Source organism: Mycolicibacterium sp. lyk4-40-TYG-92 (genome assembly GCF_030209435.1).
Taxonomy (GTDB): domain Bacteria; phylum Actinomycetota; class Actinomycetes; order Mycobacteriales; family Mycobacteriaceae; genus Mycobacterium.
This window is the reverse complement of the sequence record NZ_JARVRX010000017.1, coordinates 108,881-131,750: the sequence shown is the minus strand read 5'-3', so window position 1 is coordinate 131,750 and position 22,870 is coordinate 108,881. Positions and strand designations below refer to the sequence as shown.

At 67.3% G+C, this 22,870-nt stretch carries 20 protein-coding genes; 13 read left to right on the top strand and 7 right to left on the bottom strand.

What is annotated here, in order from left to right; all coding sequences use genetic code 11:
• Positions 1-96: 96 nt before the first annotated feature.
• The 5 genes from QRN63_RS22895 to QRN63_RS22875 are packed head-to-tail and all read left to right on the top strand — an operon-like array spanning position 97 to position 4,987.
• Positions 97-1,506: an ABC transporter substrate-binding protein gene (locus QRN63_RS22895; RefSeq protein ID WP_285033398.1), complete on the top strand. Its 1,410-nt coding sequence runs from the start codon at positions 97-99 to the stop codon at positions 1,504-1,506.
• On the top strand, positions 1,503-2,381 hold the full coding sequence (locus QRN63_RS22890) for a carbohydrate ABC transporter permease (protein ID WP_285032830.1): 879 nt from the start codon (positions 1,503-1,505) through the stop codon (positions 2,379-2,381). Before QRN63_RS22895 ends, QRN63_RS22890 begins: the two co-directional genes overlap by 4 nt.
• A complete protein-coding gene (locus tag QRN63_RS22885; RefSeq protein ID WP_267315261.1) occupies positions 2,382-3,218 on the top strand; it encodes a carbohydrate ABC transporter permease in 837 nt (278 codons plus the stop codon).
• 3 nt (positions 3,219-3,221) lie between these two features.
• On the top strand, positions 3,222-4,397 hold the full coding sequence (locus QRN63_RS22880; RefSeq protein WP_285032829.1) for an ABC transporter ATP-binding protein: 1,176 nt from the start codon (positions 3,222-3,224) through the stop codon (positions 4,395-4,397).
• Positions 4,394-4,987, top strand: a complete 594-nt coding sequence (locus QRN63_RS22875) for a suppressor of fused domain protein (RefSeq protein WP_285032828.1) — start codon at positions 4,394-4,396, stop codon at positions 4,985-4,987. The genes QRN63_RS22880 and QRN63_RS22875 overlap by 4 nt, the downstream gene beginning before the upstream one ends.
• A 6-nt stretch (positions 4,988-4,993) precedes the next feature.
• Here the strand turns inward: QRN63_RS22875 and QRN63_RS22870 are convergent, their stop codons facing one another.
• Together QRN63_RS22870 and QRN63_RS22865 are read right to left on the bottom strand one after the other, a co-directional pair.
• Complete coding sequence (locus tag QRN63_RS22870) at positions 4,994-5,272, bottom strand: hypothetical protein (protein ID WP_267315258.1); 279 nt, start codon at positions 5,270-5,272, stop codon at positions 4,994-4,996.
• Between the two features lie 24 nt (positions 5,273-5,296).
• Positions 5,297-6,712, bottom strand: coding sequence for a flavin monoamine oxidase family protein (locus QRN63_RS22865; RefSeq protein WP_285032827.1), 1,416 nt, complete (start codon positions 6,710-6,712; stop codon positions 5,297-5,299).
• Positions 6,713-6,873: 161 nt separating this feature from the next.
• Here QRN63_RS22865 and QRN63_RS22860 point away from each other — a divergent pair, with 161 nt between their 5' ends.
• The 3 genes from QRN63_RS22860 to QRN63_RS22850 are packed head-to-tail and all read left to right on the top strand — an operon-like array spanning position 6,874 to position 9,470.
• The gene (locus QRN63_RS22860; RefSeq protein WP_285032826.1) at positions 6,874-8,127 is read left to right on the top strand and encodes a saccharopine dehydrogenase family protein; all 1,254 of its coding nucleotides are present in this window, start codon (positions 6,874-6,876) and stop codon (positions 8,125-8,127) included.
• Between the two features lie 13 nt (positions 8,128-8,140).
• On the top strand, positions 8,141-8,842 hold the full coding sequence (locus QRN63_RS22855; protein ID WP_285032825.1) for a transporter: 702 nt from the start codon (positions 8,141-8,143) through the stop codon (positions 8,840-8,842).
• On the top strand, positions 8,832-9,470 hold the full coding sequence (locus tag QRN63_RS22850; RefSeq protein WP_267315254.1) for a TetR/AcrR family transcriptional regulator: 639 nt from the start codon (positions 8,832-8,834) through the stop codon (positions 9,468-9,470). Before QRN63_RS22855 ends, QRN63_RS22850 begins: the two co-directional genes overlap by 11 nt.
• A gap of 1 nt (position 9,471) precedes the next feature.
• On the opposite strand, the gene corA is transcribed toward QRN63_RS22850, so the two are convergent.
• On the bottom strand, positions 9,472-10,578 hold the full coding sequence (gene corA, locus QRN63_RS22845; protein ID WP_267315253.1) for a magnesium/cobalt transporter CorA: 1,107 nt from the start codon (positions 10,576-10,578) through the stop codon (positions 9,472-9,474).
• A 136-nt stretch (positions 10,579-10,714) separates the two neighbouring features.
• On the opposite strand from corA, the gene QRN63_RS22840 reads away from it, so the two are divergent.
• Both QRN63_RS22840 and QRN63_RS22835 read left to right on the top strand, forming a co-directional pair.
• Positions 10,715-11,857 carry an NAD(P)-dependent malic enzyme gene (locus QRN63_RS22840; RefSeq protein ID WP_267316596.1) on the top strand — a complete coding sequence of 381 codons (1,143 nt, stop codon included), beginning with the start codon at positions 10,715-10,717 and terminating at the stop codon, positions 11,855-11,857.
• 5 nt (positions 11,858-11,862) lie between these two features.
• Positions 11,863-12,723 carry a glycine betaine ABC transporter substrate-binding protein gene (locus QRN63_RS22835; RefSeq protein ID WP_267315252.1) on the top strand — a complete coding sequence of 287 codons (861 nt, stop codon included), beginning with the start codon at positions 11,863-11,865 and terminating at the stop codon, positions 12,721-12,723.
• Here the strand turns inward: QRN63_RS22835 and QRN63_RS22830 are convergent.
• Together QRN63_RS22830 and QRN63_RS22825 are read right to left on the bottom strand one after the other, a co-directional pair.
• Positions 12,720-13,550: an SDR family NAD(P)-dependent oxidoreductase gene (locus tag QRN63_RS22830; RefSeq protein ID WP_267315251.1), complete on the bottom strand. Its 831-nt coding sequence runs from the start codon at positions 13,548-13,550 to the stop codon at positions 12,720-12,722. The genes QRN63_RS22835 and QRN63_RS22830 overlap by 4 nt on opposite strands.
• Before the next feature lie 28 nt (positions 13,551-13,578).
• Positions 13,579-14,415 (bottom strand): SDR family NAD(P)-dependent oxidoreductase, encoded by an 837-nt coding sequence (locus tag QRN63_RS22825; RefSeq protein WP_267315250.1) that lies wholly within the window; start codon positions 14,413-14,415, stop codon positions 13,579-13,581.
• A gap of 253 nt (positions 14,416-14,668) precedes the next feature.
• Between QRN63_RS22825 and QRN63_RS22820 the strand changes: the two genes are divergently transcribed.
• Positions 14,669-15,556: a TIGR04222 domain-containing membrane protein gene (locus QRN63_RS22820; protein ID WP_285032824.1), complete on the top strand. Its 888-nt coding sequence runs from the start codon at positions 14,669-14,671 to the stop codon at positions 15,554-15,556.
• Positions 15,553-16,659, top strand: coding sequence for an MbnB/TglH/ChrH family RiPP precursor modification enzyme (locus QRN63_RS22815; RefSeq protein ID WP_285032823.1), 1,107 nt, complete (start codon positions 15,553-15,555; stop codon positions 16,657-16,659). Before QRN63_RS22820 ends, QRN63_RS22815 begins: the two co-directional genes overlap by 4 nt.
• Here QRN63_RS22815 and QRN63_RS22810 read toward each other — a convergent pair.
• Positions 16,656-20,384, bottom strand: a complete 3,729-nt coding sequence (locus QRN63_RS22810) for a multifunctional oxoglutarate decarboxylase/oxoglutarate dehydrogenase thiamine pyrophosphate-binding subunit/dihydrolipoyllysine-residue succinyltransferase subunit (RefSeq protein ID WP_285032822.1) — start codon at positions 20,382-20,384, stop codon at positions 16,656-16,658. The genes QRN63_RS22815 and QRN63_RS22810 overlap by 4 nt on opposite strands.
• Positions 20,385-20,540: 156 nt before the next feature.
• A complete protein-coding gene (locus tag QRN63_RS22805; RefSeq protein WP_267315246.1) occupies positions 20,541-21,311 on the bottom strand; it encodes a hypothetical protein in 771 nt (256 codons plus the stop codon).
• 196 nt (positions 21,312-21,507) lie between these two features.
• On the opposite strand from QRN63_RS22805, the gene QRN63_RS22800 reads away from it, so the two are divergent.
• Positions 21,508-22,794 (top strand): Bcr/CflA family efflux MFS transporter, encoded by a 1,287-nt coding sequence (locus QRN63_RS22800; RefSeq protein ID WP_502888178.1) that lies wholly within the window; start codon positions 21,508-21,510, stop codon positions 22,792-22,794.
• The last annotated feature ends 76 nt before the right edge of the window (positions 22,795-22,870 follow it).

The following is a 22,870-nucleotide window of genomic DNA, read 5'->3' as shown; positions in this document are numbered from 1 at the left end:
GACTGATTCGCGCCGACCTGGCAGATATGTTGCACGGCACACCCGCGGCGCTCTACGGTTTGCGCGCGGGAGGTTCTCGTGAGACAGGAGGCGTCCGTGGTGCGCGCGGGAAAGCTGCGGGCTGTGCTGGCAGCAGGTGCGGCGGCGTGCACGGCCGCCACGTTGGTATCCGCCTGCGGTTCCGGCGACAACGGCACCGTCGTCAACGTCTATACGTCGGCCAATGAGAAGGCGACGTTCTCGGCCCTCGCCAAGCGATGCAACGCCGAGCTCGGCGGCCGCTTCACCATCAAACAGGTCAGCCTGCCCAAGGGGGCCGACGACCAGCGGCTGCAACTGGCCCGCCGGCTGACCGGCAACGACAAGAGCCTGGACATCATGGGCCTTGACGTCGTGTGGACCGCCGAGTTCGCCGAGGCCGGTTGGGCCGTGCCGCTGGCCGACGACCCGGCCGGAAAAGCGGAAGCCGACGCCGCCGATGACACCTTGCCCGGACCGCTGAAGACCGCGCAGTGGAAAGGCCGGCTGTTCGCCGCGCCCATCACGACCAACACTCAAATGCTGTGGTACCGAGCCGATCTGATGCCCGAGCCGCCGGCCACCTGGGACGACATGGTGGCGCAGGCAACTCGGCTGCACGCCGCCGGAGGACCCAGCTGGATCGCCGTGCAGGGCAAGCAGTACGAGGGCCTGGTGGTCTGGTTCAACACGTTGCTGACCAGTGCCGGCGGCAGCGTGCTGTCCGACGATGGCAAGACCGTCACCCTGACCGACACCCCCGAGCACCGGGCTGCGACGGTCAAGGCATTGCAGATCATCAAGTCGGTGGCCACCGCACCCGGCGCCGACCCGTCGATCACCCAGACCGACGAGGGCACGGCGCGGCTGGCCCTCGAGCAGGGCAAGGCCGCGTTGGAGGTGAACTGGCCGTTCGTGCTGCCGTCGCTGCTGGAGAACGCGGTCAAGGGCGGCGTGCCCTTCCTCCCGCTCGACGAGCACCCGGATCTCAAGAGCGCCATCAACGACGTCGGCACCTTCGCGCCCGACGATGCGCAGTTCACCACCGCCTACGACGAGAGCAAGAAGGTGTTCGGCTTCGCGGATTACCCGTCGGTGCGGCCCGAGGTGCCGGCCAAGGTCACGATCGGTGGCCTGAATCTCGCTGTGGGCAAAGCCAGTACGCACAAGGCCGAGGCCTTCGAGGCCATCCGGTGCATGCGCAGCGCGAGCAACCAGCAGTTCACGTCGGTGGAGGGCGGGCTGCCCGCGGTCCGCGCGTCGCTGTATGACGATCCCAAGTTCCAGGCCAAGTACCCGCAGTACGCGGTGATCAGACGCCAGCTTGCCGATGCCGCGGTGCGGCCGGCCACCCCGCAGTATCAGGCCGTCTCCACGCGGATTTCGGCGACGCTGGCGCCGATCACCAAGATCGATCCGGAGCGGACCGCCGACAAGCTGACCTCCGAGGTGCAGCAGGCGATCGACGGCAAGGGGCTGATCCCGTGAGCGGTGGAAGCGGCGACCGGCGCCTCGCCTATTCGCTGATCGCGCCCGCCGTGCTGGTGATGCTCGCGGTGGCCGCGTACCCCGTCGCCTACGCGGTGTGGCTGAGTCTGCACCGGGACAACCTCGCGGCCCCGGGGGAGACCCGGTTCGTAGGGCTGGACAACTACACGACGATTCTCACCGACCACTACTGGTGGACGGCCCTCGTGGTCACCCTCGGCATCACGGTGGTGTCGGTGGCCATCGAGTTCGTACTCGGTATGGCGCTGGCGGTGGTGATGCACCGGACGATGTTCGGCAGCTCCGTGGTGCGCACGGCCATCCTCATTCCGTATGGCATCGTGACGGTGGCCGCTTCCTACAGTTGGTATTACGCGTGGACCCCGGGCACCGGATACCTCGCGAACCTGCTGCCCACGGGCACCGCGCCGTTGACCGATCAGTTGCCGTCTCTGGCCATCGTGGTGCTGGCCGAGGTGTGGAAGACGACGCCGTTCATGTCGCTGCTGCTGTTGGCCGGGCTGGTGCTGGTGCCCCAGGGCCTGCTCGACGCCGCCCAGATCGACGGCGCAGGCCGCTGGCAGCGGTTCGTCAAAGTGACTCTGCCGCTGATGAAACCAGCCATCCTGGTGGCCCTGCTGTTCCGCACATTGGACGCGTTTCGCATCTTCGACAACATCTATGTGCTCACGGGCGGCACCAACAACACCGGCTCGGTCTCGATCCTGGGTTACGACAACCTGTTCAAGGCGTTCAACATCGGCCTGGGTTCGGCGATCAGCGTGCTGATCTTCGCGACCGTCGCGATCATCGCGTTCATCTACATCAAGATCTTCGGTGCCGCGGCGCCCGGTGCGGAAGCCGAGGTGCGCTAGATGAGCGGACAGCGCAGCGGCGGCCGGCTGGCCGGCTGGAGTGTGGTCAACGTCCTGGTGGTGGTCTACGCGCTGCTGCCGGTGCTCTGGATTTTCTCGTTGTCCCTCAAACCGACGTCAACGGTCAAGGACGGCAACCTGATTCCGCGTCAGGTCACCTTCGACAACTACAAGGGCATCTTCACCGGGGGCGCCTTCAGTTCGGCACTCGTCAACTCGATCGGTATCGGGCTGATCACCACGGCCATCGCGGTGGTGATCGGTGGCATGGCAGCCTACGCCGTGGCGCGACTGGACTTCCCGGGTAAGCGGCTGCTGGTCGGCCTGGCGTTGCTGATCTCGATGTTCCCCCAGATCTCGCTGGTGACACCGCTGTTCAACATCGAGCGCACCGTCGGGCTGTTCGATACCTGGCCGGGCCTGATCCTGCCGTACATCACCTTCGCGCTGCCGCTGGCGATCTACACCCTGTCGGCGTTCTTCCGGGAAATCCCTTGGGATTTGGAGAAGGCCGCCAAGATGGACGGCGCCACGCCGGGGCAGGCCTTCCGGAAGGTCGTCGCGCCACTCGCCGCGCCCGGCATCGTCACGGCGGCGATCCTGGTGTTCATCTTCGCCTGGAACGACCTGCTGCTGGCGCTGTCGCTGACCGCCACTCAGCGGGCCATCACAGCGCCGGTCGCGATCGCGAACTTCACGGGCAGTTCGCAATTCGAGGAGCCGACCGGTTCCATCGCCGCCGGGGCGATGGTCATCACGGTGCCCATCATCATCTTTGTTCTGATCTTCCAACGACGGATCGTCGCGGGCCTGACGTCCGGTGCGGTGAAGGGGTAGTTCATGGCCGAAATCGTTTTGGACCACGTCACCAAGAGTTACACCGGCGGGGCCACCGCCGTGCAGGATCTGTCGCTGACCATCGCCGACGGTGAGTTCCTGATCCTCGTCGGGCCGTCGGGGTGCGGAAAGTCGACGACGCTCAACATGATCGCCGGCCTGGAGGACATCAGCTCCGGCGAACTGCGGATCGGTGGCGAGCGGGTCAACGAGAAGGAGCCCCGGGACCGGGACATCGCGATGGTGTTCCAGTCCTATGCGCTCTACCCGCACATGACGGTGCGGCAGAACATCGCGTTCCCGCTCACCCTCGCCAAGATGCCGAAGGCCGAGATCGCGGCCAAGGTCGAGGAGACCGCCAAAATCCTTGACCTGACCGCACTCCTGGACCGCAAGCCCGCCCAGCTGTCGGGTGGTCAGCGCCAGCGCGTGGCGATGGGACGCGCCATCGTACGCAGCCCCAAGGCCTTCCTGATGGACGAGCCGCTGTCCAATCTGGACGCCAAACTGCGCGTGCAGATGCGCACCGAGATCGCGCGGCTGCAGGCCCGCCTCGGCACCACCACGGTCTACGTCACCCACGACCAGACCGAGGCGATGACGCTGGGGGACCGGGTGGTGGTGATGAGCGGTGGTGTCGCACAACAGGTCGGCACTCCCGACGAGCTGTACAACGAGCCGGCGAACCTGTTCGTCGCCGGCTTCATCGGCTCCCCGTCGATGAACTTCTTCCCGGCCACGCGGACCGACGTCGGGGTGCAGCTGCCCTTCGGTGAGGTGACGTTGAGCGACGAGGCCCGCGCGGCACTGGACGGGCAGCGGCCGTCGGCCGATCTCATCGCGGGTGTGCGCCCCGAACAGTTCGACGACGCCTCGGTGATCGACGCCTACGCGCGCATCCAGTCGCTGACGTTCGAGGTCGACGCCGAGCTGGTGGAATCGCTCGGCGCGGACAAGTACGTGCACTTCCGGCTCGAGGGCGCCGGCGCTCAAGCCGCCCAGCTGGAGCAGTTGGCCCACGACACCGCAGATGCCGGATTGGGTGAGAACACTTATGTGGCACGGGTTTCGGCCAAGTCTTCCGCGGTGGCGGGGGGCCGGGTCGAGCTGGCCCTGGACACCTCCAAGCTGACCCTGTTCGACCCGGCCACGGGTCGCAACCTGTCACTACCGCAGTGACCGATGTTCTCGGCGCGGTTCGGGCCCGTCTGACAACGCATTTCGCCGGCCGCGGCAGCACCGCCGAACCGGTGGGCGCCAGCGTCACCTTCCTCGGTGCCGACCCCATCGAGGTGCTGCGCTACGGGCCGACCGACGGCGACGTGTATCACTATGCGTCCCTGGGCTGTTCGCGCCAGCCCATGACGGATCCGATGGACATGGTGGCCGACGGCATCAGCGGCCCGCGGGCGGAGGCGGTGCTGTCCCTGCGCGGTCCCACCCCGACGGCGCTGGCCCGCTCGATCGCGGTACTGGCATCCGCGCCCACCGTCGAAGGCCTGATCCTCGAACCGGATGCGCTGATCGATCTGCAGCAGCCACTCTGGCAGGGGGCGGCATTCACCGCATTTCTGTTGGGCGCCAGCGAGATCGGTGAGGTCGAGCTGCCCGAGCCGTATCAGCCGGTGCGGATCCTGAGCGCCACGCCCATCACCGCGACCGAAGCCGCGTGGGTGCGGCTCAAGGGCGCCGATGCCATGCGTGAGGCGTGGCAACAGGACGGCGTCGACGTCCTCGATCAGCGACGTCGGGCCGCCGAACCCAGCTGACCGCTGTTAAGAGGAGTTGTTCGGGCAGGCGACATCAGCCCACACGACATCACCCTCGGCTGGTTCGTCGGAGGACGGGTTGTTGACCCGGACCACGGTGCAGCGAGGCAGGAGCACCGGCTTGTTGCCGTTGAGCCAGTTGATCCTGACGGTGTAGCCCTCGGCCTCGAGGTCTCTGATCACGGCGTCCGCGCCGTTGGCGTGGGCGACGGGTGCGGTGATGCCGGTGAGCACACCACTGGCAACGACCAGCGCGACTACGGTGGACCTGCTCCCAATTTTCATTGGAAGATCATGCCCGATTGGTTGTTATCCGTGGTCCGTTTTGCTGCGCACCGCATCGCTCAGGGCTGCGCGGACCTCGGCAACGGCGCGCTCGGCTGACCGGACTGCGCCTTCGAGGTAGCTCTCGAACTCGGGCGCGGCCTCGGTGCCGGCCCAGTGCAGACGGCCCACCGGAACCGTCGCGGCGTCGGTGTATCCGGTCAGCACCCCCGGCGCGCGGGTGCCGACGCAACCGTTGATCCATGGTTCGTCGACCCAGGACTTCTCCGTCACCTCAACAGGATTGGCCGCCTCGGGGCCGAACAGGGTGACCAGATCGCGCACGAATGCCGTGTGGCGGGCCGCGGGATCGTTGAGGACCTCGTCGGTCCAGGTGAAGCCCGGACCTGCGCCCGCCGTACCGACGAAGACCAGCAGGACACCTACGCTGCCATCCGCCGGGGAGTTGTCGACCACGAAGTGCGCGATCGGCAGGTCGGTGAGGGCTGATCCGTTGAAACCCTGCGCGCGCCAGAACGGCTTGTCGTAGACCGCGAAGACCTTGGTTTCGGTGCCGTTGTGCCAGGCCCGCTGAAGTGCCGCGCGGCGGACCGGGAGCTCGGGCGTGACGCGAATGCGGCCTGCGTCGGCCGGGGTCATGGCCACGATGACGCGCCGGCAGCGGACGTCGGCGCGCGCGGACCGGACCAGCACCTCGTGGTCGTCCTGGTGAATCTCGGTGACGGGGGAGTCCGTGAGCACCCGGTCACCCAGCCGGTCGGCGAGCGTCGTGGACACGAGTTGCATGCCGCCGACCACCCTGGAGTCCTGGGCGCCGTCTCTGGTGTTGACCATGAAGTTGATGCCGCCCGAGGTGGCGATCTGGTGCAGCACCTTGAGCAGCGAAATCCGGTGTGGGTCCTCGGCGTACATCATCGTGAAGCAGGTCGTGAACAGATGCCGGGCCTCGTCGACCAGGCTGTTGGTGTCCAGCCAGTGTCCGAGCGTCGTGCTGTCCCAGGTGTCGGCCTTCTTCGCCTGCCATGGCGCCCTGACCGGTACCTGCTTGGCCATCCGCTCCAACCGGAACTGGGCCTGCGCGAAGTCGACCAGCGCGAGCGGGCCCAGCGGCGGGATGGTGCCTTTGTAGGTGCGGCGCTTCCCGTGTTGCAGGTAGATGCTGTTTCCCTCGGTGTACGTCTGGAAGGTCGACAGTCCCAGTTCCTCGATCAGCGCGTACATCCGGGTGTGCAGGGCGCCGATCCACTGGCCGCCACCGTCGGTGACGGCCCCGCCACCGACATCGACGTTGACGGTCCGGCCGCCCACTCGGTCACCGGCCTCGAGTACAAGTACCGAAATGCCTTGCTGGACAAGCCGGTATGCGGCGGTGAGGCCGGACAGGCCGGCGCCGACGACGACCACGTCGACGTTGTGACGGGCACTCTGCGTGTCGGTCATTTCTCGTAACTCCCGTTCTTGGCCTTCAGGACAAAACTAAAACTCGATTCGGTATTGAGTTTAGGGAAGGGTCACTGTTAGCGTCAATGCCGAAATCGATTTCAGATCGACTTTGTGAGCATGTGATCCGACGAGCACTCTCAACCGATAGGGGCCTGGCCATGGGTACCAAACGAATCGTCTTCATCGGAGCTGCGGGCGAGATGTGCCGCCTGGCCATCCGGCGTTTCGCAGTGGCAGGAGGGGATTTCGAGCTGGCGTTGTACGACATCCGGCCCGAGCTCCTCGACCCGCTGATGCGGCAGTTGCCGCCGGGCTTGGCCACCGCCGCCCGACTCGATCTCTACGACGCGGACGGACTACGTAACGCCGTCGAGGGCGCCGCACTGGTGGTGCTCGGTGCCGGTCCCTACAACCGCACTGCCGGGCCCGTGATGTCGGCGTGCCTGGCGGCCGGGGTGCCCTATCTCGATTTCGACGACGACATCGAAAGCACATTGCACGCACTGTCTTTGCACGACGAAGCCCAGGCTGCAGGTGTGCCGATGTACATCGGTTGCGGCGCGTCGCCGGGCATCACCAACGTGCTGGCCGCCGACGCCGCCGGCGAACTGGACACCGTCGAGAACATCGACGTGTACTGGGTGGTCGGCGATGAACGGGGCTCCATCGGTCGTGCGGTGCTCGATCACATGCTGCGGGTCGCCGCCGGACCATGTATGACCTGGCAGGACGGCGGGCCTGTCCTGCATCAGTCCTGGTTGGAGACCCGCTGGACGGAGCTGGGGGCCGGCCTCGGGCTGACCCTTGTTCATGAGACGGCTCACCCGGAGCCGGTCACGTTGCCCCGAAAGTTTCCGGAGGCCAAGAACATTCGCTGCTTCGGTGGGCTGGACCCGGCGCCCTACAACGGGCTGGTCCGCGGTCTCGGGGTAGCCGTACAGAAGCGGCAGATGCCCGTGGAAGAGGCCATCGATTTCCTGGAAGCGTTGCTGACGAACAAGTTCGGCAGCGTCAAGGGCTGGCGCCACGCGCTGTCGGGATTGCGCGACCTCGTGCGGACCGGGGAATCGTCATGGACCGAGCTCCTCAGGTTTCTCGCCCTGGCAGCCGTGGGACACACGTTCCCGTACAAGTCCGGGCTGAAGGTCGAGGTGACCGGTCTGCGCGGCGGCGTCCCGACGGCGGTCAGCCGCCGCACGCCGGTCAGCGGACCGGGTACCTACCTGTTCGCCGACATGGCGGCGGCGACCGGAACTGCCTGCGCAGCCTTCATGTTGGTCGCACTCGATGAGGAAAGCGAAACGCGCGCAGGGGTTTTCACGCCGGAGGAGTGGGTCGAGCCGCAGCTGTTCTACCGTGCGTTGGAACGCGTCGGCACCCCGAGCGCCGAGCTTCTCGACGTCGCGTACTAGGGACGTGCTGACGATGGACGTGAAGACCGCGCTCTACGCGCTCGCCGACCTGTTCATGATTTTCGCCGGTTTCACGTACGGCTGGAAGTTCATTCGCAACTACCGGAACTATCTGCTCGGCCTCGAGTGGATCATCGTGGCGAGTTCTGGAACCAATTTCCTCGTCTACGGGCTCGTCGGTGCCGATGAAACGAGCCCGATGTTCCACTTGGCCTTCTTCCTCGATGCGTTCTCCCGTTCGGTCGGAATCACGCTCATTCTCGTTCTGGGTCTGATGAAGGTCACGCACCGCTTCACGCCGTCGATAGCCGTCGACGTCGGCGCCTTCGGGCTCGCCATCGCGGGTGGTTTGGTGATGTCGTTCTTCGCTGCCGATCTGGACCTGGCCGCGGCGATTTTCTATGTCGCGGTGAACGCGCTCACCACTGTGTTCCTGCTGTATTTCGCCTGGCGGGTGTGGCGCATCGGTGCGCGTGGCACCGCGATAACCGTTGCGGCCGTGACCATTGCGGCGGCAGTGATCGCCGGGACGTACGACTTCTACCGCATTCCCGGGGACGATGCGCACCACACGATCTTCTACATCCTGGCCCTGACCACGTGGGCGTCCCAGATGGTCGCGTACTACTACGGCTATCGCCTTCTGCACGAGAGCAACGAACGAACGGCAGCGGGGCAAGTCGCGGTTGATAAAGTCTCGAATCGTGTTCGATAACGGGACGCCGGCACTGCCGACGGCGGTGCAGCGCCGCGGCATCGAACGCGTGCAGGCCATCCTCGACGCGGCCGAGGCTCTGCTGACCGAGCAGGGCTACGAAGCTGCCACCCTGAAGGCGATCGGGGAGCGCGCCGGGATCCCGACTGCGTCGCTGTATCACTACTTCCCGGACCGCCATCAGGTCGACGCGGCGCTCGCGCAGCGTCACCTCCGTGAACTCGACGCCCAGATATCCGCTTCGGTGAGCGATTCGAAGCTCCGCACGCTCAGCGATGCGATTGACGCGATCGTCGACCCGTACCTCATCTATTTTCGCGCGCACCCCGACTTCGTTCAGCTGTGGTTCGCGAGCCGGACCCCGGGCCTCAACGAATTGGCCCTGGAGTTCGACGAATTCCAGGCGCGGCGGTTCTGGCAATTGCTCGTCGACAAGAAACTGGTCCGGGCCGATACCCCGGAACTGGTGGTGCAGTTGGCATTCGAGGCGGGTAACCGGCTCTTCGACGTTGCGTTCCGGCGTTCGCCCGGCGGCGACGACGTCGCCATCGACGAGGCACGCAGCATGCTGACCGCGTACCTCGGGACCTATGCGCCGAAGGCAACCAAGCCGCGCCGGCCGAAGTAGGTCACAGCCAGTGGTTGCGGCGGAATGTCCGGTACAGGCCCGTGCACACCAGCACCATCACCGTGAGAACGGCGAAATAGCCGTAATGCCAGTGTAATTCGGGCATATTGTCGAAGTTCATGCCGTAGATGCCGGCGATCATGGTGGGCATCGCGGCAATCGCGACCCAGGCCGAGATCTTGCGCATGTCCGCGTTCTGTTCCATCCCGACCTTGCCCAGTGCGGCTTGCACCAGCGAGCTGAGCATGTCGTCGAAACCGGTGATCTGGTCGGCGGCCTGGCTGTTGTGGTCGTGCACGTCCCGGATGTAGCGGCGGACTTCTTTGGTGATCAGGTCGTTGTGGTCGGACAGCAGTCGCTGTAGCGCCATCGTCAGGGGGTTCACCGAGTGTCGCAGTTCGACGACTTCACGCTTGAGCAGGTAGATGCTCTCGATGTCGGTCTGAGTGTGCGACGAGAAGACGGCCTGCTCGATGTTGTCGATGTCGGTCTCGACCAGCGCGGTGACCTCGAGGTAGCTGTCCACGACATGATCGGCGATGGCGTGCATGACAGCGTAGGGCCCGAGCTTGAGGATGTTCGGTGACTCGTCCAGCCGGTGCCGCACCCCCGCCAGCCCACTGTGCTCGCCGTGCCGCACGGTGACGACGAAGTCGGGCCCGACGAACACCATGATCTCGCCGGTCTCGACGATCTCCCGGGCGTTCGCCACAGACTCGTGCGCGACATAGCTGACGGTCTTGAGCACCAGGAACAGGGTCTGGTCGTACCGTTCCAGCTTGGGCCGCTGATGGGCACAGACCGCGTCCTCGACGGCCAGTTCGTGCAGCCCGAACACGTCGGCGACGGCCTGCATCTGGTGGTGGTCGGGCTCGTGGAGCCCGATCCACACGAAGGCGTCGGCGCCGGCCGCGCGTAGTTCGCGCACCTTGGCGACGGCGGCGCCGTGGGTGTACTTGCCGGGCATCCGTTCGCCCATGGAGTAGACGCCGCAGTCGACGGTGGCGCGGGCCACCGGAACATGGATGGAGCTGGCGTCGGGGCCGACGGACGCCTTCTTCGGGACCGGGCGGAAGTTCGACGGTTGGAGTGCGCGGAATGAGGGCATGCGGCTGACCTCCCGTGGGGCGGACTTCGTGGATCAATAGACCAGTCGCAAATGCTACGCGGAACCCGCGAGTAACAATTGAGTGAAGTAGCCTGACGCGGTGTCAGATAAGTCAGGCGCTGTGCGCACACCCCAGGTGGTCATCGATGACGCGGAGATTTTCGCCGCCCACGAAGGGGGCAAGCTCTCCGTAGCCCTCAACGAGCCGCTGGATACCCAGCGCGCGTTGTCGATCGCCTACACCCCGGGCGTCGCGCAGGTCAGCCGTGCCATCGCGGCTGACGCGACCCTGGCCAAGAAGTACACGTGGGCCAACCGCCTGGTCGCCGTCGTCAGCGACGGCAGCGCCGTGCTCGGCCTCGGCGACATCGGACCGGCGGCCTCGCTGCCGGTCATGGAGGGCAAGAGCGCCCTGTTCAAGACCTTCGGCGGCCTCGACTCCATCCCGATCGTGCTGGACACCAAGGATCCCGACGAGATCGTCGAGACCCTGATCCGGCTGCGTCCGACGTTCGGCGCAGTCAACCTGGAGGACATCTCCGCGCCGCGATGTTTCGAGATCGAGCGCCGCGTCATCGAGGCGCTGGACTGCCCGGTCATGCATGACGACCAGCACGGCACCGCCATCGTGGTGCTCGCCGCGCTGCTGGGCGCCACGAAGGTGCTCGAGCGCGACATGCACAACCTCAAGGTCGTTGTGTCCGGTGCCGGTGCGGCTGGTGTGGCCTGCACCAACATCATGCTGGCCAGCGGCATTCGCGACATCATCGTCCTCGACAGCAAGGGCGTCGTGCACTCCGGTCGCAACGACCTCAACTCCTTCAAGGCCGAGCTCGCCGGCCGCACCAACCCGCGTGGCGTCACCGGTGGTGTCGCCGAGGCGCTCGATGGCGCCGACGTCTTCCTCGGGGTGTCTGCCGGTCTGGTGCCCGAAGAGCTCATCGCCACGATGGCGCCGGGGGGCATCGTGTTCGCGCTGTCCAACCCGGACCCGGAGATCCACCCCGACGCGGCCCGCAAGTACGCCGCGGTGGTGGCGACCGGGCGCAGCGACTTCCCGAACCAGATCAACAATGTGCTGGCGTTCCCCGGCGTGTTCCGCGGCGCCCTGGACGCCGGTGCCCGCCGTATCACCGAGGCCATGAAAGTGGCTGCCGCAGAAGCCATCTTCTCGGTCGTGGGCGACGACCTGACGGTCGACTACATCGTGCCCAGCGCTCTCGACCCGCGCGTGGGTCCGGCGGTGGCAGCCGCAGTGGCCGCCGCGTCGCAAGCCTGAGCGCCATGAGCCGCCGGGTCGCGGCGGGCGGTGTGGCGCTGGCCGCACTGCTCACCGCGGCGACGGCGGGCTGCAGCAGCGGGCAATCCGTGCCGGGGCCCCCGGCGGTCACCGTCGGTGCCGCGCCGACGAGCGAGTCGAAACTGCTCGCTCATCTGTACTCGGCGGCGCTGGGATATTTCGGTATTCCGACCCGCGTGCACCTGGTTCCGGATCCCGTTGCGGCCCTTGACTCCGCCGATGTGACGGTGGCGCCGGGGCTGACCGGTGAACTGCTCGCCCGGTTCGTCCCGCATGCCACGGCACGGGCCGACGAGCAGGTGTACCGGTCGATGATCTCGGCGCTGCCGGAAGGTGTCGCCGCCGCCGACTACACCGCGTCAGCGCAGGACAAGCCGGCCGTCGCGGTCACCGCGGCGACGGCGGACCGGTGGGGCAAGCGCGATGTCGCGGCGCTGCCGGGGCATTGCGGCGGATTGTCCGTCGGCGTGGTGACAGGCGACGCGCACCCAGCTCGCGTGGGGGACTGTGTCCTGCCGGTCGCTCGTGAATTCAAGGACACCGCAACCCTTTTCGAAGCGCTCAAGGCCGGCGCGGTGACGGTGGCCTGGACCTCGACCGCGGCGCCGGCGGCACCGTCGGGCGTGACGGTGCTGACCGACCGGACCGCGCTGATCCGCGCGGAGAACGTGGTGCCCTTGTACCGGCGCAACGTTCTGGGTGAGCAACAGGTGTTGGCGCTCAACGGAATTGCCGGCGAACTCGACACCGCGACGCTGACCGACCTGATCGGTCAGGTCGCCAAGGGCGCCGATCCGGCGGCGGTGGCGGGTGCGTGGCTGGCCCAGCACCCGCTGGACCACTAGCCGAGTTTCGGCAGGACTCGTCCCGCGATGGCCGCGAACAGGCCCTGGTAGGCACCAGACCCGGTGATGCGGACGATCACGTCGATGATCTTGGCGTCGGGCCCGACCAGCACCCGCGCGTGACCCTTGCGGACCGCGTCGAGGATGATCTTGGCGGCCCGTTCCGGGGTGGTCAGGGTGCCCTTGTCGAACAGCTTGTTCAGGCCCGCGGAGTCGATGTCCGCGGCCGCGGTCGAGTTGCGCACGATGTTGGTCTTGATGCCGCCGGGGTGCACCGTGGTGACTTTCACCGGATGCCCCGCGAGCTTCATCTCCTGGCGCAGCGCCTCGGTGAAGCCGCGGACGGCGAATTTTGCTGCATTGTAAGCGGATTGGCTGGGCACCGCGAACAGGCCGAAGATGCTCGAGACATTGACGACGTGCCCGTCGCCCGAGGCGATCAGGTGCGGCAGGAAGACCTTGGTGCCGTTGACGACGCCCCAGAAGTCCACGTCCATGACCCGCTCGATGTCCTTGAACTGGCTGACCTCGAGATCGCCGGTGAAGGCGATGCCGGCGTTGTTGTAGATCTGGTTGACCTTGCCGAAGTGCTTGGCCACCTCGTCGGCGTAGAGCGCGAAGGCCTCCCGCTCGGCGACGTTCAGCCGGTCGGCTTTCACTTCGGCGCCGATGGCCTTGACCTGTTCCTCGGTCTTCGCCAGGCCCTCGGTGTCGATGTCGCTGATCGCCAGCTTGGCGCCCGAGCGCGCCAGTTCGATGGCCAGGGCCTGTCCGATACCCGACCCGGCTCCGGTGATCACACAGACCTTGCCGGCGAATCCCTCCATGACCACTCCTTTTTCGTGGTGGTGGGCGTCAGTGCGAACGCGTCGGCAGGAGGCGGGACGTGACCCGTGAGAACAGGTCCTGGTAGGCCCCCGAGCCGGTGGCCCGGATGATCACGTCGAGCAGCTTGGCGTCCGGGCCGACGAGGACTCGGGCGTGGCCCTTGCGGACCGCCTCGAGGATGATCTTGGCGGCGCGCTCGGGGGTCGTCTTGGCCAGCTTCGCGTCGAAGGTCTTGGCCAGCTCCTGCGCGTCCAGGCCCTCGGCGGCGGTGGAGTTGCGGGCGATGCCGGTCTTCACGCCGCCGGGGTGCACCGTGGTGACCTTGACGGGGTGGCCGGCGAGCTTCATCTCCTGGCGCAGTGCCTCGGTGAAGCCGCGGACGGCGAACTTGGACGCGTTGTAGGCGGCCTGGCCGGGGACGGCGAAAAGGCCGAAGACACTGGAGACGTTGACGACGTGCCCGTCGCCGGAGGCGATCAGGTGCGGCAGGAATTCCTTGGTGCCGTTGACGACGCCCCAGAAGTTGACGTCCATGACCCGTTCGATGTCCTTGAACTGGCTGACCTCGATGTCGCCGGTGAAGGCGATGCCGGCGTTGTTGTAGATCTGGTTGACCTTGCCGAAGTGCTCGGCAACGGCGTCGGCATAGAGCGCGAAGGCTTCGCGCTCGGTGACGTTGAGGCGGTCGGCCTTGACGGGGGCGCCGATGGCCTTGATCCGCTCCTCGGTCTCGGCGAGGCCTTCGGTGTTGACGTCGCTGATCGCCAGCTTGGCGCCCGAGCGGGCGAGCTCGATGGCGAGGGCCTGACCGATACCCGATCCGGCTCCGGTGACGACACAGACTTTCCCGGCGAAGCCCTCCATGAACACTCCCTTGTGGTCGATGCGCGTGCTGCTAGCGACAGTAGCCGGTACCGCCGGTGTCGGATGGCACCGGGTGGGGGCCGCAGGACGCGTGCGGTTTCCAATGGTACCCGACGGTACCAGCGGCGCCCAATCTGTGAATCATGCAAGGAAACGGCCGCCGCAAGCGCATTTTGTCGCTTCTCGCCGACATTGCGGAGACGCTCGCTTGACCACTCCGCTTCTTCGACCCGATGGCAAGGAGTTGATTCCGATGACCGCATCATGGGCGCTGACCGGACCGCAGTTTCTGGGCGTCTATCTCGTCACCTACCTGCTCGCGCTGGCGCTGATGTACGGCTTCCGGGCCGTGTTGACCCACGAGGAAGCCGACGCGGAGAATCCGCGGCCGCTGCTGGACCCGTATGAGACCGCGTACCTGGCCGGCGGCCCGGACCGCACCGTCAGCGCGGCGATCGCGAACCTGGCCTTGAGTGACCGGCTTCTGGTTTCCCGCGGCGGTGCGCTCACACTTCCCGCCGGCGTCGCGCTCGACGACGTGGATGCGGCCGTCGCCGCCGGCGTATCCACGACCCGCCGCCGGAAGGCCGCGATGAGGCGGCTGCGCAAGCACCCGCACGTCATGGCGATCGGTGACCGGTTGCGCGCGCGGGGCCTGCTTCTCGACGGCGCCTCGACCAGCGTGCTGCGCGCCTGCGTGCTGCTGCCGTGCGCGGTGTGGGCCGTCGGCCTGATCCGCCTGATCAACGGCATCGAGCTGCACCACAAGGTCATTCTGCTGTCGGTTTTCCTGGTGGCCACCGGTCTGTCGACGCTCGCCCTGGTGAAGTCGTTTCTTGCCGATGCGGCGCACCGCCCGTCGGCTGCGGGGCAGCTCGCGCTGCAGGGCATGAAGAACCGGTACGAGTCCGGCGTGGGCCTGAACGAGCCTGCGACCGACACCGGACAAAGCGAGGCCCTGCGCCAGGCGCAGGTGGTCGGCGTCGCGCTGCTCGGTTTCGCCGCACTGACCGATGACGATCTGCGCACGTCGCTGCTCGGCAGCGCCGGTGTCGCAGGCGGCGGTGGCTGCGGTGGCGGCACCAGCTGTGGGGGTTGCGGCGGCGGTGGTTGTGGCGGATGCGGCGGGTGCGGCGGATGACCACCGGTGCCCCCGGGCCGGCCGTTGGTATCGGCTGGCGGCCCGAGATCGACCTCACCATCGAGCGACTGCCCGGTGTCGAATTCATGGAGGTGATCGCCGAGGGCATCCGGCCCGATGCCCTGCCGGAGTCGTTGGCGGCGATTCGTGGCCGCGGAATTCCTGTTGTGCCGCACGGAGTTTCGCTGTCGCTGGGAGGCGCGGAGCGGCCCGAATCCGGCCGGCTGAAGCACCTCGGCGACTGCGCGGCGGCCCTCGGTGCCCCGTTGGTCAGCGAGCACATCGCTTTCGTGCGCGCAGGCGGCCGCGAAGCCGGCCACCTCCTGCCCGTACCGCGCAGCCGGGCCGCGCTCGACGTCGTCGTGGCCAATGTCCGGATCGCCCAGGATGCACTCGCCGTCCCGCTGGCCCTCGAACACGTGGCATCCGTCGTGGCCTGGCCCGACGACGAGTTCACCGAGGCGCAGTTCCTGTGCGAGATCGTCGAACGCACGGGCGCGCTCCTGCTGCTCGATGTGGCCAACCTGTACACGTCGGCCGTCAACTTCGGCGCTGACCCGCTCGATGCGCTCGACACGCTGCCGTTGGAGCGGATCGCCTACGTCCACGTCGCCGGGGGAGACCTGCGCGACGGCGTCTGGCATGACACCCACACCGCCGATGTGGCCGAACCGATCCTGCACCTGCTCGCTGAGCTCGCGCGCAGAACGGTGTTGCCCGCCGTCATGCTGGAACGGGATGGCGCCTATCCGGCGCCCAGCGTGCTGGCCCGGGAGTTGGCCGCCATCAGGTCGGCTGTCGGACGGGTCGGTGACGACGCGGTTCGGCCCTGGGCCGCGGGCCTGCAGCGGCTGCCCGGGCACCCGACGACCAAGCCGTCCGGGCCGTCCGGCAGCACCCGCCGAACGCTGGCCGCTGCCGAGGACTCGCTGCTGCAGGCACTGCTGGGTCTGTCCGGCCCGCCGGCGGGATTCGACGCCGACCGCGTCGCAGTGGCCGGCGCCGCCCTGGCACACAAACGCGCACACACCCAACACACGAAAATGGGCTTGCGTGCGAAACTCCGCCGGAAGTTCGCACACAAGCCCACGTTCGGTGATTAAGGAGCGAAGGCCTCGTCGATGATGGCCTGCTGCTCGATGGCGTGCACCTTCGAGCTGCCCGACGACGGCGCGCTCATGGCCCGGCGCGAGATGCGCTTGATGCCGGTCAGCTTCTCGGGCAGCAGCTCGGGCAGGCTCAGACCGAATGTCGGCCAGGCGCCCTGGTTGGCCGGCTCTTCCTGCACCCAGAAGTACTGCTGCACGTTCGGGTACTGGTCCAGCGTGGCATTGAGCCGGCGCTTGGGCAGCGGGTACAGCTGCTCGATGCGGATGATCGCGACGTCCTCGCGCTTTTCCTTGGCCTTGCGGGCCACCAGCTCGTAGTACAGCTTGCCGCTGGTGAGCAGCACCCGGGTGACCTTCGACCGGTCGCCGATGCCGTCTTCGTACGTCGGCTCTTCGAGCACCGAGCGGAACTTGATCTCGGTGAAGTCCTTGACGTCGCTGACCGCGGCCTTGTTGCGCAGCATGGACTTCGGGGTGAAGACGATCAGCGGCCGGTGGATGCCGTCGAGGCCGTGCCTGCGGAGCAGGTGGAAGTAGTTGGCCGGGGTCGACGGCATGGCGACCGTCATCGAACCTTCGGCGCACACCTGCAGGAACCGCTCGATGCGACCCGACGTATGGTCCGGGCCCTGGCCCTCGTGGCCGTGCGGCAGCAGCAGCACGACGTCGGAGAGCTGGCCCCACTTGGCCTCGCCGGAGCTGATGAACTCGTCGATGATCGACTGCGCACCGTTGACGAAGTCACCGAACTGGGCTTCCCACAGCACCATGGCATCGGGGTTGCCCACCGAGTAGCCGTATTCGAAGCCGACCGCCGCGAACTCCGACAGTGCCGAGTTGTAGATCAGCAGCTTGCCGCCGGTCGGGGTGCCGTCGGTGTTGGTCGCCAGCAGCTGCAGCGGGGTGAACTCCTCGCCGGTGACGCGGTCGATGAGGACCGCGTGCCGCTGGGTGAAGGTGCCGCGCTGGGTGTCCTGACCGGAGAACCGGATCAACCGGCCCTCGGCGACCATCGAGCCCAGGGCGAGCAGCTCGGCGAACGCCCAGTCGATCTTGCCTTCGTATGCCATCTCGCGGCGCTTCTCCAGCACCGGCTTGACGCGCGGGTGCACGTTGAAGCCCTCGGGCACCGCCAGGTGCGCGTCGCCGATGCGGGCCAGCAGCGACTTGTCGACCGCGGTGAACAGGCGCTGCGGGATGGTCTGGTCGGTTTCCACCGACTCGCTGGGCTCGATCTCGTGCTTCTCGAGCTCACGGACCTCGTTGAAGACCCGCTCCAGCTGACCCTGGTAGTCGCGCAGGGCGTCCTCGGCCTCTTTGATGGAGATGTCACCACGGCCGATGAGGGCTTCGGTGTAGGTCTTGCGGACGCCGCGCTTGGTGTCGATGACGTCGTACATGTACGGCTGGGTCATCGACGGGTCGTCGCCCTCGTTGTGGCCGCGGCGGCGGTAGCACAGCATGTCGATGACGACGTCCTTCTTGAACGCCTCGCGGAAGTCGACGGCCAGGCGGGCCACCCAGGCGCAGGCCTCGGGGTCGTCGCCGTTGACGTGGAAGATCGGGGCGCCGATCATCTTGGCCACGTCGGTGCAGTACTCGCTGGAGCGCGAATCCGTTGGCGCCGTGGTGAACCCGATCTGGTTGTTCACGATGATGTGGATGGTGCCGCCCGTGCGGTAGCCCTTGAGCAGCGCGAGGTTCAGCGTCTCGGCGACCACGCCCTGGCCGGCGAACGCGGCGTCGCCGTGCAGCATCATCGGCATGATCGAGAAGCGGCCGTGCGCGTCGCTGTCGTCGTGTTCGTCGCCGACCAACAGGTCCTGCTTGGCCCGGACCAGGCCCTCGAGCACCGGGTCGACGGCTTCGAGGTGGCTGGGGTTGGCCACCAGCGACACGTCGATCTCGTTGTCGCCGAACATCTGCAGGTAATGGCCGGTGGCGCCGAGGTGGTACTTCACGTCGCCGGAGCCGTGCGCCAGCGCCGGGTTCAGGTTGCCCTCGAACTCGCTGAAGATCTTGGCGTACGGCTTGCCGACGATGTTGGCCAGCACGTTGAGCCGGCCGCGGTGCGGCATGCCGATTACCACTTCGTCGAGTCCGTGCTCGGCGGCCTGGTCGATGGCGGCGTCCATCATCGGAATGACGGCCTCCGCGCCTTCCAGCGAGAAGCGCTTCTGCCCAACGTATTTGGTGTGCAGGAAGGTCTCGAAGGCCTCGGCGGCGTTGAGCTTGGACAGGATGTACTTCTGCTCACCGACGGCCAGCTTGTCGTGCTTGACCTCGACGCGCTCCTGCAGCCACTTCTGCTGCTCGGGTTCGAGGATGTGGGTGTACTCGACACCGACGTGGCGGCAGTAGGCGTCGCGCAGCACCGACAGCACGTCGCGCAGCTTCATGAACTGTTTGCCGGCGAAACCGTCGACCTTGAACTCGCGGTCCAGGTCCCACAGCGTCAGGCCGTGGGTGTTGACGTCGAGGTCGGGGTGGCTGCGGAAGCGGGTCTTGTCCAGGCGCAGCGGATCGATGTCGGCCATCAGGTGACCGCGGTTGCGGTAGGCCGCGATCAGCTCGATGATGCGGGCGTTCTTATGGGCGATCGAGTCGGGGTTGTCGATCCGCCAGCGCACCGGCTCGTAGGGGATGCCCAGCTCGCGGAAGATCTCGTCGAAGAAGGCGTCGTCGAGCAGCAGGTGGTGCACGGTGCGCAGGAAGTCGCCGGACTCGGCGCCCTGGATGATGCGGTGGTCGTAGGTCGACGTCAGCGTGATGAGCTTGCCGACGCCGAGCTCTGCGATGCGCTCTTGGCTCGCGCCCTGGAACTCGGCCGGGTACTCCATGGCGCCGGCGCCGATGATGGCGCCCTGGCCGCGCATCAGGCGCGGCACCGAGTGCACGGTGCCGATGGTGCCCGGGTTGGTCAGCGAGATGGTGACGCCGCTGAAGTCCTCGGCGGTCAGCTTTCCGTCGCGGGCACGCCGGACGATGTCCTCGTAGGCGGCGATGAACTGGCCGAATTGCATTGTCTCGCAACGCTTGATGGCCGCGACGACGAGCTGGCGCGAGCCGTCCTTGTTCTGCAGGTCGATGGCCAGACCGAGGTTGGTGTGCGCCGGCGTGACCGCTGTCGGCTTGCCGTCCACCTCGGCGAAGTACCGGTTCATGTTCGGGAACTGCTTGACCGCCTGGACGATCGCGTAGCCCAGCAGGTGGGTGAAGCTGATCTTGCCGCCGCGGGTCCGCTTCAGATGGTTGTTGATGACGACGCGGTTGTCGATCATCAGCTTCGCGGGGATGGCGCGCACGCTCGTGGCGGTCGGCACGTCCAGCGACGCGTTCATGTTCTTGACGACGGCGGCCGCGGCGCCGCGCAGCGTCTGCGTCTCGGAGTCCTCGGCGGGTGCGGGTCCGGCGGCGGCCTTGGCGGGTGCGGCCTTGGCGGGCGCGGCGACGGACGCAGTCGGAGCGGCAGGGGCTGCGGCGGGAGCGGCAGGGGCCTTGGCGGGTGCGACCGCCGGGGCCGGAGCCGCGGGCACGGCAGCGGGGGCCGGCGTTGCCACGGGTACGGAATCCGTTGTGTCCGTTATGGTTTCGGGGTTGTAGTCACGAAGGAAGTCGTGCCAACTCGGGTCCACCGAGGACGGGTCCTCACGGAATTTGCGATACATCTCTTCGACCAGCCACTCGTTCTGACCGAATGGTGAAGGTGATGTGCTCACGGCCGCTATTCGCCTCGTTTCCTTCTGTCCGACGAGCGCTGGACCTCAGCCCGGCGTACCCGCCATCTGTTGTGTCGGCGGTCGCCCGCCCCCGTGCCGCCTAAGGCTAACCCGTCGGTCGATTCCGCGGACGGCGGAAGCCCACCTATTGGCGCATCAATCTGCGGAGAGTTTGCTATCCCGTGCCTCGGGCAGCACGAGCAGCGTCTGGCGCCACCGCGCCGGCGGCGGCCCGAAGGCCGTGCGGGCGTTCTCGATGATCTTCTTGCTCATCAACCGGTTGCCGACACCGCCGATCACCGCGCCGACGCCGACAGGCAGCAGCTTGCCGAAGGCGATGGCGCCGCGCTTGAGCGTGTACTTCTTCACGAAGAACTTCAGCAGCCGCGAATTCAATTGCGACACAGCCGGTAGCGGAACCGTGGCGGCGCCGTCGGCGAGCCACGCGCCGCTGGTGCGGCCGGTGCCGAGCAGGTCCCCGATGGCGTGCTTGCCCTCATCGCCGACGAGAACGGCGAGCACCAGCGCGCGACGACGCTCCCGCTCGGTGACCGGGATGCCGTGCACCTCGGCCACCGCCAGGGCGAACACCGCGGTCGCTTCGAGGAACACCACGGTCTCGCCGGCGACCGCCGACATCGCCACGAGGGTGCCGATGCCGGGGAAGGCCGCGGCCGATCCGACTGCGGCGCCGCTGGCCATGGTCGCGGCCAGGTAGTGCTTCTCGAGTCTGGTGATGATCTCGGCCGGGGTGGCACCGGGGTTGTGCTCGCGCAACCGGTTCACGTACGCGGCCACGGCCGGCGCCTGCACCCGGGCGCCGCCCTCGAGGATGCGCGAGAGCGCCTTGGCGGCGGCGCCAGGGTTCTCGGCATGGGCGTCATGCTTCACAGGCAACTGCCCCTTCATGCTGGAGCGAGCACTCATCGGCCGGCCTCTCCATCTCTTGCTCAGGAATTCAGGCTAACGCGTGGTCAACGATCGGCGCGGCATCTGAGTGCCCATACCGGCTGAGCTGGTAACGCGGATCACTCCGGCCGCGCCATCTGCGCCATCCGGGCCAGTGGCGCGACCGCCCGGTTTGCCGGGAAGAAAAAACCGGTATGCATTGCTAACCATATTCATGGCAGCATCGCCCCTTGTGGATCTGACAGCGGTAGGCGACGCGGCCGGCACTGGCGTGCCCGCCGGGGCTCCGGACGTCCGTCCGGCGCCGAGCCGCACCCGGATGATCGTGGTGCTCGGCCTGCTGGTCGCGCTCGGCCCGCTGACCATCGACATGTACCTGCCCGCTCTGCCCCGGATAGCTTCTGAGCTGGGGTTGTCGTCATCGGTCGCGCAGCTGACGCTGACGGGCACGCTCGGTGGACTGGCTCTCGGTCAGCTGATCGTCGGCCCGCTGTCGGACGCGCTGGGACGTCGGCGGCCCCTGGTCGCCGGCATCCTCCTGCACATGGCGGCTTCGCTGCTGTGCCTGTTCGCGCCGAACATCGAAGTGCTGGGCATCGCCCGCGCGCTGCAGGGTGTCGGTGCCGCCGCGGCCTCGGTGGTGGCGATCGCGGTGGTGAGTGACCTGTTCGAAGAGTCGGTCGCGGCCGTCGTGATGTCGCGACTGATCCTGGTCCTGGGCGTGGCGCCGGTCTTGGCGCCGTCGCTGGGCGCCGCGGTGCTGCTGCGCGGTTCGTGGCACTGGGTGTTCGCCGCGCTCGCCGTACTGGGCGGCGCGATCCTGGCGGTGGCGGTGCTGGCGCTGCCCGAGACTCTCGCGGTCGCCGACCGTCGTCCGCTGCAACTGCGGGCCATCCTGCGGACGTATGGCGAGGTGCTGAGCGATATCCGCTTCGTGGTGCTGGTCCTCGTCGGTGCCCTCGGCATGTCGGGCCTGTTCGCGTACATCGCCGGTGCTGCCTTCGTGCTGCAGGGGCGGTACGGCCTCGACCAGCAGGCCTTCGCGCTGGTGTTCGCCGCCGGGGCGATCGCGCTCATCGGTGCCACCCAATTCAACGTCGTACTGCTGCGCCGGTTCGAGCCACAGAAGATCGCGCTGGTCGCGCTGGTGGCCGCGTCGGTGTTCGGCCTCGCGTTCGTCGCGCTGGCGGCGCTGCACGTCGGCGGGCTGGCCGGTTTCCTGATTCCGGTGTGGGCGATGCTGGCCGCGATGGGGCTCGTGATTCCGAACACACCCGCCGTCGCACTGGCCCGTCACCCCGATGCCGCCGGTACCGCGGCGGCCGCGCTCGGCGCCGCCCAGTTCGGGCTCGGCGCCGCGGTGGCGCCGCTCGTCGGCGCGCTGGGCAACGGTGAGTTGGCGCTCGCGGGCGTGATGACGACGGGCGTGGTGGTCGCGCTGTTGGCGCTGCTGGCCGTCGGGGACAAGGGTGAGTCGGGACACGAACGTCACCTGCACTAGGTCCGTGGTGACGGCGCCGAACTGCTGAACTTGTTCGGATCCGCGACTGTCCGTAGCGTCGAAGTCGAGACCGGCA

Coding starts and splice junctions, on each gene's coding strand:
- QRN63_RS22825 (WP_267315250.1), bottom strand. CDS start 14,415: ATGGAGGGCTTCGCCGGGAAAGTCTGTGTCGTCACCGGAGCCGGATCG.
- QRN63_RS22885 (WP_267315261.1), top strand. CDS start 2,382: ATGAGCGGACAGCGCAGCGGCGGCCGGCTGGCCGGCTGGAGTGTGGTC.
- QRN63_RS22800 (WP_502888178.1), top strand. CDS start 21,508: ATGGCAGCATCGCCCCTTGTGGATCTGACAGCGGTAGGCGACGCGGCC.
- QRN63_RS22805 (WP_267315246.1), bottom strand. CDS start 21,311: ATGAGTGCTCGCTCCAGCATGAAGGGGCAGTTGCCTGTGAAGCATGAC.
- QRN63_RS22820 (WP_285032824.1), top strand. CDS start 14,669: ATGACCGCATCATGGGCGCTGACCGGACCGCAGTTTCTGGGCGTCTAT.
- QRN63_RS22865 (WP_285032827.1), bottom strand. CDS start 6,712: ATGACCGACACGCAGAGTGCCCGTCACAACGTCGACGTGGTCGTCGTC.
- corA (WP_267315253.1), bottom strand. CDS start 10,578: ATGCCCTCATTCCGCGCACTCCAACCGTCGAACTTCCGCCCGGTCCCG.
- QRN63_RS22830 (WP_267315251.1), bottom strand. CDS start 13,550: ATGGAGGGATTCGCCGGCAAGGTCTGTGTGATCACCGGAGCCGGGTCG.
- QRN63_RS22815 (WP_285032823.1), top strand. CDS start 15,553: ATGACCACCGGTGCCCCCGGGCCGGCCGTTGGTATCGGCTGGCGGCCC.
- QRN63_RS22860 (WP_285032826.1), top strand. CDS start 6,874: ATGGGTACCAAACGAATCGTCTTCATCGGAGCTGCGGGCGAGATGTGC.
- QRN63_RS22870 (WP_267315258.1), bottom strand. CDS start 5,272: ATGAAAATTGGGAGCAGGTCCACCGTAGTCGCGCTGGTCGTTGCCAGT.
- QRN63_RS22835 (WP_267315252.1), top strand. CDS start 11,863: ATGAGCCGCCGGGTCGCGGCGGGCGGTGTGGCGCTGGCCGCACTGCTC.
- QRN63_RS22880 (WP_285032829.1), top strand. CDS start 3,222: ATGGCCGAAATCGTTTTGGACCACGTCACCAAGAGTTACACCGGCGGG.
- QRN63_RS22855 (WP_285032825.1), top strand. CDS start 8,141: ATGGACGTGAAGACCGCGCTCTACGCGCTCGCCGACCTGTTCATGATT.